The following is a 12,931-nucleotide window of genomic DNA, read 5'->3' as shown; positions in this document are numbered from 1 at the left end:
GCCGCTGGTCTTCCGGGGCGCGCCCCGGAAGACCAGCGGCCGCAGCACCTGGGGAAGATTCAAACGGCACTAATGAGGAGTATTGCTCCGGTACTGACACCGTGGTCAATGGCGCCTCCAGATCGAGCCGTCCCTGAACGAGAACGCCGGGGATCGAGGCCAGCTTTGCTGCGTCCCGCAATAGCGCACCTTCCTCGAGCCATGCCGCATGGCTGAAGTAGTGGGTTATGATCCGCGCACGAGTGAGCAGATATTCCGGATTTCGCCAGCGTCGCGGATAGCCGTCGGGATTGGCAAGCAGGATGGACGCCGCCTCCCAATCGTGCCAGTCCCGCGCCGCCTTGAGGCGTACGTCGAGATCGGACCCATTGAGCAATTCTCGATAACCCTCGAGGATGCCCTTGGCTCTCATGTCACCGGGAAGGGATGCCTTGAGTTGGTGCCATTCCTCGGGAAACAGCGCGGCCATTCCCTGTGTCAGCCATTCGATTTCCGATCGCCGCGTCGTCGTCACGCCGGCAAGCACCATCGCCGCGACGCGGGCCGGGTGGGTCTGCGCATAGGCGAGCGCAAGCGTGGATCCCCAGGATGTCCCGAACAGTACCCAATCCGTCACCCCAAGGTGACAACGGAGCTTCTCAATGTCGTCGATCAGGTGCCAGGTCGTGTTGGCGGAAAGATCCGTCCCCATCTCGGCGGCATTGGGAAGGCTGCGGCCGCAATTTCTCTGGTCGAACAGGATGATCCGATAGGCGGATGGGTCGAAATAGCGTGCCGCCGAGGGCGATGCGCCGGAGCCCGGCCCGCCATGCAGATAGAGCGCCGGCCGTCCACGCGGATTGCCGTAGCTTTCCCAATGGATGAGGTGGCCGTCCCCGACATCGAGGAGACCGTGTTCATAAGCTTCAATCTCGGGAAAAAGAAACGACATTGGGCGCGCCTCCTGAAGAGGCGCTTCAATCCATCAGCTTTGTGAAGCCGAGATGACGGTTATCAGAGAAATTCGCGCAGCGTGTCGCGCGATTGCAGCGACAGGAACTCGATCGCGACGCCTTCGACGAAGTGACGCACCACGCGGCCGCGCATGTTGCCGAGACGAAGCGCTGTGCCGATCGCCGGGCGAACCTCGACGTCGACGGCAGCACCCGAAAGCGACAAGTCCATGATCCGACACATATACTGGGTGCCGTCCTCAAGCGTGATTTCCGTCTGCGTCTCGCGCGGCATCAGACGATCGTGGCGACGATCTTCCGGCAGGCCGAGTTCATGCTTGTTGGCAAGCCACGTCAACTGCGCGGCAAGCTTCTCGCGCTTGCGCTCGGTGGCGTGGATGGACATGTTGAAGCCACGGCTGTCGATCGTCTGGACATAGCCTTCGACGCGACCGAGGTGATCGATATAGGCGACGACGCGTTCGTTGACGCGCGGGCGGCCTTGGCAGGTCACATACATGTCGCCGGGCGACATATCGATGACCAGGCACTCGAATTCCTCGTAGTTTGCCAGCATCAGGCGGCCCTGCATATTGATGGGCACGCGCTGGAATGCACCTTGTTCAAGGCGAGGCGCAGTTTTTTGCGTCTGAGCTTGCTGGAAAGCGTGCATTAAAGGGCTTCTTTTACAAATAGCTTGGCGCCAAGCTTTACTCGCAATCCATTAACAGAAGGTTGTTCAGGCGAGGGTGATTTACCGCTCAGCGGTAGTGCCGAAATGGTGCATCCTGTTTCACGGGCTCGTCCATCAGGCTGGACATCAGACGGCGCACCGTATCGGCGATCGACCGGCTGCCGCTGGTCGCTGCACGGGGCTCGTTCGCGCCGCTTTGCGTGCTCTCCGCCGGGTCGAGTTGCTCATGCAGCAACCGGCTGCGGTCGAGCGCCAGGAACTGCAGCGGAACGACCTCCAGCCAGCTCGCGGTCGTGGCCGGTGCGATCGCGCCGAGCAGCTTGTCGCATTCTCCCTCGGCATTGCGCAGCGGCAGAAGAATGATCTCGAAGGCCCCGCGATGGCCGGCGATGCTGTATCCTGTGGCGTTCAGCAAGGCCGGGATGCCGTGTTCCATGACGCCGACAGCGGTTTTCTCGATGTCCTCGTGCCCGTGCGCCCAGAGCTCAGACAAACAGCTGCCGCCGAGGTCGTGGCCGAAGAGATCGCAGATACGCGTGCCGGCAAGACGGAAGGTGACGCGGCTCGTCTCGGATGTTTCGAGCATGAAGAGGCTAGAGAGAAGCTGCCTGATATCGCGTGGCTCCACCTGCGTCCGCAGGGGAGCGATCTCGCTGCCGCGTAGCTTGTTCCAGTAGTCGAAGATCTGGATGGTGGTGTTGAGGCGCATGGGACTGCCGATCTGTTTCATTTCGGTTCAAACGGCGGCCATCATGGCCACCTTGACCTATGCCATGCGGATTTCATGCCAGATCCAGGCAGTTAAGGTTAAGGAAGGGTTTCGATTGTCTGTGACGGCTCGCCGTGCCAGTATCTTTTCATTGCTTCCGGTATTGGAAGTTCAGCATGAATTGCTCGGGCGCGAGGTCATTCTCGGGGGACGCTCAGCAAGCCGTTCGGTAGATTGCCGGACGGCTTTTTTTTTGACCTGCCGTCCTGTAAGCCAGTGCACGCGAAGTGAACGAGGAATGCAATGGACGATACGAACGAGCCGCACCAGCCGACCGAGCCCGCCGCCAAGCCGCCGCGTACGCCCATTTTCAATCTTCCAGGCGCCATTGTCGCAACGATCGGTCTCCTGGCGGCAATCTACGCCGTGCAGGCGATTTTCCTGACCGACAGCGGCGTCGACATGCTGTTCTTCGATTTTGGCTTCATCCCGCTGCGCTACATCACGCCCTTGGCCGAGCAGGGTCCGCAGTTGTTCTGGACGCCACTCACATATTCGCTGCTGCATGGAAATATCGAGCATATCCTGTTCAACGGGCTCTGGCTTATGGCGTTCGGCGCCCCCGTCGCCCGCCGCATCGGCTGGGTTCGCTATACGGTGTTCTGGGTGCTTGCAGCCGTCGCATCGGCCGCGCTTCACGCCGTGCTGAATTGGGGGCAAGCGACCGTGCTGATCGGCGCCTCCGGCGTGGTCTCGGCCTTGATGGGCGCAGCCTGCCGCTTCGCATTCCCGTCGGAGCGTCGCGTCGCGCTTCCCGCGCATCTCAATCCGCGCCTCTCGATCGCGGAAACCTTCCGCAGCCGAACCGTCGTCATGTTCATGCTCTTCTGGTTCGTCGGCAACATCCTGATCGCCGTCGGCATTCCACTGATCGGTGACACCGACGCGCCTATTGCCTGGGACGCTCATATCGGCGGGTTTCTCTTCGGCTTCGTGCTGTTTTCGCTGTTTGACCGGCCGCCGCCCGAACTTCCCTCTATTTCAGAGGATGCGGATATATTGCAATCCTGAGCGTTGAAGTGCACCATTCGAACTGATCCGCGTTGGGAGGAGAGACCGCCGCGGATGCCTGTGATCAGCTGAAGTGTCTCACTTTCGACATAGGAGGTTCAAATGTCCAATACAGTCAAAGCCATACTGGATGCCAAGGGCAGGGATGTCGTCACCGCCGGCCCGAACACGACCGTTTCCGAAGCCGCCGCGATTCTAAGCAAGAAGAAGATCGGCGCCATCGTCATCGTCGGCATGGAAAACAAGATCGCCGGGATTTTTACCGAGCGCGACGTGGTTCACGCCATCGCCAAGTCCGGACCCGCCTGTCTTGATAGCTCCGTGGCATCGGTGATGACGGCGAAAGTCTATCGCTGCAACGAGGCAACGACCGTCAACGAGCTGATGGAACTGATGACCAGCCGCCGCTTCCGCCATGTGCCGGTCGAAACCGCTGGAAAGCTTGCCGGCATCATCTCGATCGGTGACGTGGTCAAGACCCGTATCGCCGAGGTCGAACGCGAGGCCGAGGACATCAAGGCCTATATCGCAGGCTGAATGAAGGCGCGCCGGCTTGCTCAGCTGGAGCCGGCAAACAACTCCTGCATGCGCCTCAACTCGGGAAGCCGCGCCGTGGCTTCCTGATAGCCGCGCTCGATCGCTTCGCCGGCGCGATGAAACTCCGAAAGACCGATATCGCTCAATCTCGGCTGCAGCGAGATATCAGGCGGATCGCCCGCAAGACGAGCGCGCGCGATGCGATCCTGGATGATATTGAACGCCTGCACCATCACACCGGTCATGCCGAGCTTGGCATAGGGAGCATGCTCCTGCTTCTGCACCTCGGACGGCGTCAGGCTTGCACTGTGGCGCACCACAGCCGAGCGGCCATAGATGTCGTAGTTGAGGTTGACGGCGACGACCAGCGGCTGCTCGTAGGCGCGGCAGACCGAGACGGGGACGGGATTAACCAGTGCGCCATCCACCAGCGTCCGGTGATTGCTGCGCACAGGCTCGAAGATGCCGGGCAGGGCATAAGACGCCCTGAGCGCCGTGATCAGCGAGCCATTGGCGATCCAGACCTCGTGGCCGCTGTTGACCTCTGCCGACACCGCGACGAACGGGCGGTCGAGATCCTCGACATTCAGCCCTTCCAGATGTTCCTGCATGCGTTTGGTGAGCCGCATGCCGCCGAACAGGCCGCTGCCGCCGATGGTCAGATCAAGCAGGCTGGCGATCCGGCGCATGGTCAGCGACCGCGCGAAACCCTCGAGCTCATCGAGCTTGCCTGCCAGATAGCAACCGCCAACCAGCGCGCCGATCGACGTTCCCGCGATCATGCCGATCTCGATGCCCGCTTCGTCAAGCGCCCGGAGCACGCCGATATGCGCCCAGCCACGCGCAGCGCCGCCCCCAAGGGCAAGCGCCAGCTTCGGCTTCTTCGGTGTGGGGGCGGGGAGCTTGATGTCGGAGGGCGAGGCGATGCCAGCGTCGGAACCGACGGCTTCGGAGCCTTGACGGATCAAACTCCAGCTCACCATGGCAAACCTCCCCCTGGCACGACGCGCAGGCAAATATTAGTGCGCCGCCACCCTTTCGAATTGGTATATGGCCGCCGCCCTTGACCCAAAAAGAGACGGCATGCCGTTGTTACGGCTCTTTTCCGTAGACTTCGTGAGGATCGAACTGGCGCTCGTCGTCGGCGATCTCGAGCATCGGCTTGCCGTCTTCCAGGCTTACTGTCCGATAGAAGCAGGATCGGCGGCCAGTGTGGCAGGTCGCGTCGTGACCGGCAACTTCGACCTTTAGCCAAATTGCATCCTGGTCGCAGTCGGTGCGGATTTCCTTGACCGTCTGGATGTTGCCCGAGGTTTCACCCTTCAGCCAGAGCTTGCCGCGCGAGCGGCTGAAATAGTGGGCCTGGCCGGTCTGGATGGTCAGCGCCAGTGCCTTGGCGTTCATATGCGCCACCATGAGCAGCTCGCCGTCATGGGCATCCGTCACGATAGCGGTGATCAGGCCGCGGTCGTCGAACCGCGGCGTGAAATCACCGGCATCCTCGAGCTCGGACTTGTCTTCGGACGGCGCATTGAAGGCAAATGGCATCATCGCGGCTTTCTGAAATGAAGCCGGTCAGCGGCTCCGCACCATGGAAATAAACCGGGCTTGATCAGCCGGCTCAGTTTTAAATGTGCCGGTGAAGGTTGTCGTCAATGTGGTGGAGCCCTGTTTCTGAACGCCGCGCATGGCCATGCACATATGTTCGGCCTCGATCATCACGGCGACGCCGCGCGGAGCGAGCGTTTCGTCGATCGAACGGGCGATCTGGGCGGTCATGGTTTCCTGCGTCTGCAGGCGGCGGCCATAGATTTCGACGACGCGGGCGATCTTCGACAGACCGAGAACCTTGCCGTCGGGCATGTAGGCCACATGCGCCTTGCCGATGATCGGAACCATGTGGTGTTCGCAATGCGAGAAGAACGGAATGTCCTTCACCAGCACCATGTCGTCATAGCCCGCGACCTCTTCGAAGGTCCGACCAAGCACCTCTTCGGCATCCATCTCATAGCCGGCGAAAAGCTCGCGATAGGCTTTCGCGACACGCGCCGGCGTATCCAGCAACCCTTCGCGCGAAGGGTCGTCGCCGGCCCAGCGGAGCAGCGTGCGCACCGCGTCTTCGGCTTCCTTCTGGCTTGGGCGATTGGCGTCTGGCGTGGTCTGCGGAAAGTTCTTTACGATGGCGTCCATCTGCAACTGTCTCCTGATCCGCAATGCGGACCGTATTTCGGACTAGCCACTGGCAATCCCACTCGGGAATAGTGCACCTTTGGCAGGCTCCGGGGCTTTCAGGGCGAAATTTTGCGGCCCATCCGGCACGGTTTCCCATTCAAACTTACCCGAGGCCATTGCATTTTTATGGCCTTCGAACGACATACATATAGGAAAACGGCATCGCTATGTAAGTCTTCGAGCGCGACACGGTGTGTTTTTGTTTGTGCTACAATAAACAATCAGCCGCCTATCCGCATGAAATATGGAGCGGAATACCCGATGGACGACATCTACAACAGCAAAATTCTCGAATTTGCCGGCAATATTCCGCTGATCGGCGCTATCGACAACCCCGACGCCAGCGCCCAGGCACACTCCAAGCTCTGCGGCTCGAAGGTCAGGATCTGGCTGAAGATGGATGGCGATACGGTCTCGGCCTTTGCCCACGACGTCAAGGCCTGCGCGCTCGGCCAGGCCTCGTCCTCTATCATGGCTCGCCACGTGGTCGGTGCGACGGCGCAGGAGCTGCGCCAGGCGCGCGCCGACATGCTTGCCATGCTGAAGGAGGACGGCGAAGGGCCATCGGGGCGTTTCGAGGACATGCGTTATCTGCGGCCGGTCCGCGAATACAAGGCCCGCCACGCCTCCACCATGCTGACCTTCGATGCCGTGGTCGATGCAATCGGGCAGGTCGAGGCCAAGCGCGCCGAGACCGTGGAAGCCTGAGCGGATCGCCATGTGCCAGTTCTGCTCGCTGAACCATGGTGACGACGAGGACGAAGGCGGCGCCGCCGCTTCGCCCCGGAAGAAACCGGTTCATCACTCGCGCAATTACACCGGCCCTTTCCGCAAGACACCGGACCGCCTGTTCGGCATGGGCATGATCCGGCTCTATCAGCTGACGCTATCCGGCTTCATAGGCAATTCCTGCCGCCACATCCCAACATGTTCCGAGTACGGCTACGAGGCCATCGCCCGCCATGGTCTGTGGAGCGGCGGATGGATGACGCTGTTTCGCGTCGGCCGCTGCGGCCCCGGCGGCACCAGCGGTCTCGACCGGGTGCCGGAAACGCTTGGTGACCGTTTCCATTGGTGGACGCCGTGGCGCTATCTCGCGTTCGGCCGCAAGCCGACGTGACTGTTTACGTAGCACTCCTCCATAGCATCGTTTTGGCGCCAGGCCGTAGGGTGATCATGTCCGATCTACGCGACATGGCCGCGTCGCTCGGCTATCGCAATCCGCGCACGCTCGTTTCAACAGGCAACATCGTCTTCGAAGCGCCGTCGTCATCGATCGGAGACATCGAGGCGCGGCTGGAGCAGGCGTTTCGTGCGCGCTTCGGCAAGCCGGTCGATATCCTCGTTCGCACGGCCGAGGATTGGCGCAAGATCGCCGCCGCCAATCCGTTCCCCGATGGCGATGGCAGCCAGGTCATTCTGCGCGTCATGCGAAAGCCGCTCGACCGCACTGTTATCGAGCGGCTGCAGCCTCATGCCCAGCCGAACCAGCGCCTTGCCGTGATCGGCGGCGATCTCTGGATCGATTTCGCCGGCAAGCCCAGCGAATGGAAGCTGCTCTCCGCTCTGACGACCAAACGCATGGGCGTCGGCACGCTGCGCAACTGGAACACCGTTCGCGGCCTCACCGAAATGGTCGCGCACGAGGCCGGCATTCAGCCTCTGGCCTAGAGTTCGGGCGATCCGTAGCAAATGAAGGCCAGCTTGTTGCCGTCGGGGTCCCTGATATAGGCGGCGTAAGGCGCGCCGCTGTAATGAGCCCGGTAGCCAGGTGCCCCATCGTCCGATCCGCCGCCCGTAAGCGCGATTTCATGCAGGCGATCGACCCGGGCAGGCTCGTCGATACGAAACGCCGTCATCGTCCCGTTGCCGGCGGTTGAATATCCTTTCAACGGGTAGCCGACAGAAAAACGTGAAACCGTTTCGTCATCCTTGCGCCCCCAGGACGCGGACGTGCCATCGAGAAAGCACTGCTCGAGGCCCATCTCACGAAACAGTGCATCGTAGAAAGCGACCGATCGTGGGAGGTCGTTTGTTCCAACGGTGGTGTAAAGGATCATGCGCCACCTTGCGTTGCTGTTTCTGTCACTTTGCCATCGGCCAGGCCATTGTCAATGTGGCGATAACGTTGCCACGCCGGATCGGCTTTTCCTTTACTGCGACGGCAAATCCCGGTATCAGGCGGCGGCGTATTCGTGATCCGAAACGCGTCATTGCAACCACCCGCATTCGTTGGCGGGACTGGACAAGGAGAAGTCTAAAATGTCCCAATCCGTTTCCCTGACATTCCCCGATGGTTCCGTGCGCAGCTACGATGCTGGCGCAACCGGCAAGGATGTCGCTGAATCCATTTCCAAGTCGCTTGCCAAGAAGGCCGTCGCCATCGCGATCGACGGCACCGTGCGCGACCTTTCCGATCCCGTCGTCGACGGCACGATCGAGATCATCACCCGCACCGATCCCCGTGCGCTCGAGCTCATCCGCCACGACGCGGCCCACGTCATGGCCGAAGCCGTGCAGGAGCTGTGGCCCGGCACGCAGGTCACGATCGGCCCGGTGATCGAGAACGGCTTCTATTACGACTTCGCCAAGAACGAGCCCTTCACGCCCGACGATCTGCCGAAGATCGAAAAGAAGATGAAGGAGATCATTTCGCGCAACGCTGCCTTCACCAAGCAGATCTGGTCGCGCGAAAAGGCCAAGGAAGTCTTCGCCGCCAAGGGTGAAAGCTACAAGGTCGAGCTCGTCGATGCGATCCCCGAAGGCCAGGATCTGAAGATCTACAATCAGGGCGAATGGTTCGACCTATGCCGTGGCCCGCACATGGCCTCCACCGGCCAGATCGGCACAGCCTTCAAGCTGATGAAGGTTGCCGGCGCCTATTGGCGTGGCGACAGCAACAACGCCATGCTCTCGCGCATCTACGGCACGGCTTGGGCCGAGCAGGCGGATCTCGACAACTACCTGCACATGCTGGCGGAAGCCGAAAAGCGCGACCACCGCAAGCTTGGCCGCGAGATGGATCTGTTCCATTTCCAGGAAGAAGGCCCCGGCGTCGTCTTCTGGCACGGCAAGGGCTGGCGGATGTTCCAGGCGCTGACCTCCTACATGCGTCGCCGTCTCGCCGGCACCTATGAAGAGGTCAACGCCCCGCAGGTTCTCGATGCCTCGCTCTGGGAGACCTCCGGTCACTGGGGCTGGTACCAGGAAAACATGTTCGCGGTGAAGTCAGCCTATGCCTTCACGCACCCTGAGGACAAGGAAGCCGACAACCGCGTCTTCGCGCTGAAGCCGATGAACTGCCCAGGTCACGTGCAGATCTTCAAGCATGGGCTGAAGTCCTATCGCGAGCTGCCGATCCGTCTTGCCGAGTTCGGCACGGTGCACCGATACGAAGCCTCCGGCGCGCTGCACGGCCTGATGCGCGTTCGCGGCTTTACCCAGGACGACGCGCACGTCTTCTGCACGGAAGAGCAGATGGCGGCGGAATGCCTGCGCATCAACGATCTGATCCTGTCGGTCTATGAAGACTTCGGCTTCAAGGAAATCGTCGTCAAGCTCTCGACCCGTCCTGAAAAGCGCGTCGGCTCCGACGCTCTCTGGGATCGCGCCGAGGCCGTCATGACCGAAGTGCTGAAGACGATCGAGGAGCAGTCCGAAGGCCGCATCAAGACCGGCATCCTGCCGGGCGAGGGCGCGTTCTACGGTCCGAAGTTCGAATATACGCTGAAGGACGCCATCGGCCGTGAATGGCAGTGCGGCACCACGCAGGTCGACTTCAACCTGCCGGAACGCTTTGGCGCCTTCTATATCGACAGCAACTCCGAAAAGACGCAGCCGGTGATGATCCATCGCGCCATCTGCGGCTCGATGGAGCGCTTCCTCGGTATCCTGATCGAGAACTTCGCCGGCCATCTGCCGCTGTGGATGTCGCCGCTGCAGATTGTGGTTGCGACGATCACCTCGGAAGCCGATGCTTACGGCGAAGAAGTGGCCGAGGCGCTGCGCGAGGCCGGCCTCCACGTCGAGACCGACTTCCGCAACGAGAAGATCAACTACAAGGTCCGCGAACACTCAGTCACCAAGGTGCCGGTCATCATCGTCTGCGGCAAGAAGGAAGCCGAAGAGCGCACGGTCAACATCCGCCGTCTCGGCAGCCAGGAGCAGAGCTCGATGTCGCTCAACGATGCGATCGCTGCCCTGACGCACGAAGCGACGCCGCCTGATGTGCTGCGCAAGGCAGCTGCCCGGAAGGCGAAGGCCGCCTGAGGCTTTCGTGATCTTCGATTGAAATAAAAACGCCCGGTCAGCAATGACCGGGCGTTTTGCTTTGATAGCAATGTAGGATGCGTCAGTCGGAGTCGACGCCACCTGCGGCGGCACCGCTCTGCAGCTGCTCGAACGAGGGTAACGGCTGCGCGGCGTGTGATTGTTCCGTCGGGGTCTGCTGCTCCGGCGGCAGCTGCTGCAATGTCGTGGCGGCCGGTCCCTGGTCCGGCTGCACGTCCTTCATCAGCACCTCGACATCGGTATTTTTGCCGGCTTCGACCTTGAATTCGCGCTGGTAGATCTTGTCCTTGTTGCGCGCGACGGCGGAATACTCGCCCTCGGCAAGCACCATGGTCGGAAACGCGCTGACGCTTTCGCCGACGCTGTCGCCTGCGGCCGTCAGGATCGACCAGGCGGTATCGGCGATCGCTTCGCCACCCTTGTCGGATACCAGCTTGAAGGTGATCTGCGCGGCCTTGTGCTGGATTGTCGCCTCGGTGAGCTTGCCCGCTTCCACCTGGATGTCGGCACGCACCGACGCGTTGGTTTCGCCGTAATCGGAAACGACGTGATAGGTGCCGGCGTTGAGCCGCACGACGGTGTTCGGCGGTACATCGGCCATCACGAGCCCACGCTCACCGTCATCGCGCACATCGGCGGAATAGATCGAGAAGCTCAACTGATCCGGCCGGATTTTCACATCCGAGCCCGAGACAGCATTGAGCAGCAGCCCGCCCGCTTCCAGAACCATGGTCTGCTTTTCAAGCGCGCCGTCCTCGGGAACCGAGAGCTTGCGCGTCACGCCGGCACGGCCGAAGGACACGTTGACGAAATAATCGCCCGGCGCCAGCTGGAAGTCGGCCGAACCGCCCTGGGAACTCGCAATCAGCGGCAGCTTGCCGTCGCTGCCTGCGACCGGGCTGAACACATACCACGAGAGCCCGTCCTTGACGGCGTCCCCCGATGCCGTGAGCTTCGCCTCCAGCGCGACCGAATGCAGCTTCGCGCCCTGAGGCGTCGTGCCGGGCGCGATGAAGGCGTTGAGCTTGGGCATCTTCGTCGTGGTGTCGAGCTGCTTGAACTCCTTGAAGGCATCCTGCGCGCCGGCGCCGGCGGGGATCAAGGCAAGGAGGGCTACGGCAACACTCCAGCGTGCGTATGGCAAAATGCCGAGCATGTGTTTTGCGAACCAATTGACAACTGAAATGACAGAGGCCACTTCAAGACCAACCGGATGGCAAATTCAAGACCCATCCCCGATACCGCAGTGAAAATGAGAGTTTCTTGTCTATGAGATCCGATATCAAGCTGATCGACTACCTCGGCGTCCGCCGGTCCATCCCCGCTTTCCAGATGTCCGAGCCCGGTCCCGAAAAGCCCGAGATCGAGGAAATCCTGCGCCTTGCCTCGCGCGTGCCGGATCACGGCAAGCTCGCGCCCTGGCGTTTCATCGTCTATCGCGGCGAGGAACGCGCCCGCATCGGCGAAGAGCTTCTGAAGCTTGCGTTGGAAAAGAAGCCCGATCTCTCCGAGGAGATGATTCAGGTCGAGCGCAGCCGCTTCACCCGCGCGCCGGTCGTCGTCGCGGTCGTCAGCAAGGCCGGCCCGCACATCAAGATCCCGGAATGGGAGCAGCTGATGTCGGCCGGTGCTGTCTGCCTCAACATCATCTTCGCGGCCAACGCCCATGGCTGGGTCGCCAATTGGCTGACCGAGTGGTTCGCCTATGACGAGCGCGCCTATCCGCTGCTCGGCGTTGAGGAAGGCGAAAAGGTCGCCGGCTTCATCCACATGGGCTCGACGACGTTCCCGCCCGTCGAGCGCCCGCGCCCCGAGCTTTCCGAGACGGTCACCTGGGTCGGCGGGGAAGGCTGATGTTCTACACGACGGATCACAACCGGCACGGCCTTGCGCACGACCCCTTCAAGGCGATCGTGTCGCCAAGGCCGATCGGCTGGATCGGCAGCAAGGGCAGGGATGGCACGCTCAACCTCGCGCCATACTCATTCTTCAACGCCGTGTCGGATCGTCCGAAGCTCGTGATGTTTTCATCGAGCGGCCGCAAGGACAGCTACCGGAACGCCAGCGAAACCGGCGAATTCACCTGCAACTTCGTCAGCCGCAACCTGATCGACAAGATGAACAAGTCCTCAGCCGCCGTCGCCTACGACGTCGATGAGTTCGCTTTGTCGGGGCTGACGCCGAAAAAGGGTGAACTCGTCGATGCGCCCTATGTGGCCGAAGCCTTCGCGGTTCTGGAATGCAAGGTCACCGAGATCATCGAGCCGAAGTCGCTGAGCGGCGAGCCGTCGGAAAATGTCATGATCTTCGGCCAGGTTGTCGGTATCCATATCGACGAGGCGATCCTGCGCGATGGCCGGATCGACATGGGGCTGGCAAGGCCCGTCGCGCGCCTCGGCTACATGGACTACAGCGAGAGCAGCGAGGTGTTCGAGCTCTTCCGACCCAAGGCCTGAAGCGTGCGTC

General features: G+C 61.4%; 16 protein-coding genes. 8 read left to right on the top strand and 8 right to left on the bottom strand.

Annotated elements, in window-relative coordinates; genetic code table 11:
• The 3 genes from pip to J5286_RS11980 form a co-directional block, all read right to left on the bottom strand.
• The coding region (gene pip / locus J5286_RS11990; protein ID WP_245205880.1) for a prolyl aminopeptidase at positions 1-931 on the bottom strand (931 nt) is incomplete at its 3' end.
• A gap of 62 nt (positions 932-993) precedes the next feature.
• On the bottom strand, positions 994-1,605 hold the full coding sequence (locus J5286_RS11985; RefSeq protein WP_026283270.1) for a PilZ domain-containing protein: 612 nt from the start codon (positions 1,603-1,605) through the stop codon (positions 994-996).
• Between the two features lie 88 nt (positions 1,606-1,693).
• On the bottom strand, positions 1,694-2,335 hold the full coding sequence (locus J5286_RS11980; RefSeq protein WP_209190519.1) for a PAS domain-containing protein: 642 nt from the start codon (positions 2,333-2,335) through the stop codon (positions 1,694-1,696).
• 303 nt (positions 2,336-2,638) lie between these two features.
• Here J5286_RS11980 and J5286_RS11975 point away from each other — a divergent pair, with 303 nt between their 5' ends.
• The gene (locus J5286_RS11975; RefSeq protein ID WP_209190518.1) at positions 2,639-3,406 is read left to right on the top strand and encodes a rhomboid family intramembrane serine protease; all 768 of its coding nucleotides are present in this window, start codon (positions 2,639-2,641) and stop codon (positions 3,404-3,406) included.
• A 102-nt stretch (positions 3,407-3,508) separates the two neighbouring features.
• Positions 3,509-3,943: a CBS domain-containing protein gene (locus J5286_RS11970; RefSeq protein WP_047510387.1), complete on the top strand. Its 435-nt coding sequence runs from the start codon at positions 3,509-3,511 to the stop codon at positions 3,941-3,943.
• 20 nt (positions 3,944-3,963) lie between these two features.
• Here the strand turns inward: J5286_RS11970 and J5286_RS11965 are convergent, their stop codons facing one another.
• The 3 genes from J5286_RS11965 to folE all read right to left on the bottom strand — a co-directional run bounded on the left by J5286_RS11965 (position 3,964) and on the right by folE (position 6,133).
• Entirely contained in the window at positions 3,964-4,926 is a 963-nt protein-coding gene (locus tag J5286_RS11965; protein WP_112945625.1) for a patatin-like phospholipase family protein, read from the bottom strand.
• Between the two features lie 109 nt (positions 4,927-5,035).
• The gene (hisI, locus tag J5286_RS11960; RefSeq protein ID WP_018899914.1) at positions 5,036-5,494 is read right to left on the bottom strand and encodes a phosphoribosyl-AMP cyclohydrolase; all 459 of its coding nucleotides are present in this window, start codon (positions 5,492-5,494) and stop codon (positions 5,036-5,038) included.
• 24 nt (positions 5,495-5,518) lie between these two features.
• Positions 5,519-6,133 carry a GTP cyclohydrolase I FolE gene (folE, locus tag J5286_RS11955; RefSeq protein ID WP_112945624.1) on the bottom strand — a complete coding sequence of 205 codons (615 nt, stop codon included), beginning with the start codon at positions 6,131-6,133 and terminating at the stop codon, positions 5,519-5,521.
• A gap of 303 nt (positions 6,134-6,436) precedes the next feature.
• Between folE and J5286_RS11950 the strand changes: the two genes are divergently transcribed.
• From J5286_RS11950 to J5286_RS11940, 3 genes are read left to right on the top strand one after another with little or no spacing between them, the layout of a single operon-like run.
• Positions 6,437-6,883, top strand: coding sequence for an iron-sulfur cluster assembly scaffold protein (locus J5286_RS11950; protein WP_209190517.1), 447 nt, complete (start codon positions 6,437-6,439; stop codon positions 6,881-6,883).
• Between the two features lie 10 nt (positions 6,884-6,893).
• Positions 6,894-7,295 carry a membrane protein insertion efficiency factor YidD gene (yidD, locus tag J5286_RS11945; protein ID WP_209190516.1) on the top strand — a complete coding sequence of 134 codons (402 nt, stop codon included), beginning with the start codon at positions 6,894-6,896 and terminating at the stop codon, positions 7,293-7,295.
• Positions 7,292-7,846 carry a DUF1697 domain-containing protein gene (locus tag J5286_RS11940; RefSeq protein WP_209190515.1) on the top strand — a complete coding sequence of 185 codons (555 nt, stop codon included), beginning with the start codon at positions 7,292-7,294 and terminating at the stop codon, positions 7,844-7,846. The genes yidD and J5286_RS11940 overlap by 4 nt, the downstream gene beginning before the upstream one ends.
• Here J5286_RS11940 and J5286_RS11935 read toward each other — a convergent pair.
• On the bottom strand, positions 7,843-8,235 hold the full coding sequence (locus J5286_RS11935; RefSeq protein ID WP_209190514.1) for a VOC family protein: 393 nt from the start codon (positions 8,233-8,235) through the stop codon (positions 7,843-7,845). The two genes, J5286_RS11940 and J5286_RS11935, sit on opposite strands and share 4 nt — an antisense overlap.
• Before the next feature lie 202 nt (positions 8,236-8,437).
• Between J5286_RS11935 and thrS the strand changes: the two genes are divergently transcribed.
• Entirely contained in the window at positions 8,438-10,444 is a 2,007-nt protein-coding gene (gene thrS / locus J5286_RS11930; protein WP_209190513.1) for a threonine--tRNA ligase, read from the top strand.
• 82 nt (positions 10,445-10,526) lie between these two features.
• On the opposite strand, the gene J5286_RS11925 is transcribed toward thrS, so the two are convergent.
• Complete coding sequence (locus J5286_RS11925; RefSeq protein WP_209190512.1) at positions 10,527-11,621, bottom strand: RgsD C-terminal domain-containing protein; 1,095 nt, start codon at positions 11,619-11,621, stop codon at positions 10,527-10,529.
• 113 nt (positions 11,622-11,734) lie between these two features.
• Between J5286_RS11925 and J5286_RS11920 the strand changes: the two genes are divergently transcribed.
• Both J5286_RS11920 and J5286_RS11915 read left to right on the top strand, forming a co-directional pair.
• Complete coding sequence (locus J5286_RS11920; RefSeq protein ID WP_112979700.1) at positions 11,735-12,319, top strand: nitroreductase family protein; 585 nt, start codon at positions 11,735-11,737, stop codon at positions 12,317-12,319.
• Positions 12,319-12,921 (top strand): flavin reductase family protein, encoded by a 603-nt coding sequence (locus J5286_RS11915; protein WP_209190511.1) that lies wholly within the window; start codon positions 12,319-12,321, stop codon positions 12,919-12,921. Before J5286_RS11920 ends, J5286_RS11915 begins: the two co-directional genes overlap by 1 nt.
• Positions 12,922-12,931: the final 10 nt, after the last annotated feature.

This window comes from Rhizobium sp. 16-488-2b (assembly GCF_017741815.1).
Lineage (GTDB): Bacteria > Pseudomonadota > Alphaproteobacteria > Rhizobiales > Rhizobiaceae > Rhizobium.
This window is presented reverse-complemented; position numbering and strand designations above follow the sequence as displayed.

Coding starts and splice junctions, on each gene's coding strand:
- J5286_RS11985 (WP_026283270.1), bottom strand. CDS start 1,605: ATGCACGCTTTCCAGCAAGCTCAGACGCAAAAAACTGCGCCTCGCCTT.
- J5286_RS11980 (WP_209190519.1), bottom strand. CDS start 2,335: ATGCGCCTCAACACCACCATCCAGATCTTCGACTACTGGAACAAGCTA.
- J5286_RS11975 (WP_209190518.1), top strand. CDS start 2,639: ATGGACGATACGAACGAGCCGCACCAGCCGACCGAGCCCGCCGCCAAG.
- J5286_RS11970 (WP_047510387.1), top strand. CDS start 3,509: ATGTCCAATACAGTCAAAGCCATACTGGATGCCAAGGGCAGGGATGTC.
- J5286_RS11965 (WP_112945625.1), bottom strand. CDS start 4,926: ATGGTGAGCTGGAGTTTGATCCGTCAAGGCTCCGAAGCCGTCGGTTCC.
- hisI (WP_018899914.1), bottom strand. CDS start 5,494: ATGATGCCATTTGCCTTCAATGCGCCGTCCGAAGACAAGTCCGAGCTC.
- folE (WP_112945624.1), bottom strand. CDS start 6,133: ATGGACGCCATCGTAAAGAACTTTCCGCAGACCACGCCAGACGCCAAT.
- J5286_RS11950 (WP_209190517.1), top strand. CDS start 6,437: ATGGACGACATCTACAACAGCAAAATTCTCGAATTTGCCGGCAATATT.
- yidD (WP_209190516.1), top strand. CDS start 6,894: ATGTGCCAGTTCTGCTCGCTGAACCATGGTGACGACGAGGACGAAGGC.
- J5286_RS11935 (WP_209190514.1), bottom strand. CDS start 8,235: ATGATCCTTTACACCACCGTTGGAACAAACGACCTCCCACGATCGGTC.
- thrS (WP_209190513.1), top strand. CDS start 8,438: ATGTCCCAATCCGTTTCCCTGACATTCCCCGATGGTTCCGTGCGCAGC.
- J5286_RS11925 (WP_209190512.1), bottom strand. CDS start 11,621: ATGCTCGGCATTTTGCCATACGCACGCTGGAGTGTTGCCGTAGCCCTC.
- J5286_RS11920 (WP_112979700.1), top strand. CDS start 11,735: ATGAGATCCGATATCAAGCTGATCGACTACCTCGGCGTCCGCCGGTCC.
- J5286_RS11915 (WP_209190511.1), top strand. CDS start 12,319: ATGTTCTACACGACGGATCACAACCGGCACGGCCTTGCGCACGACCCC.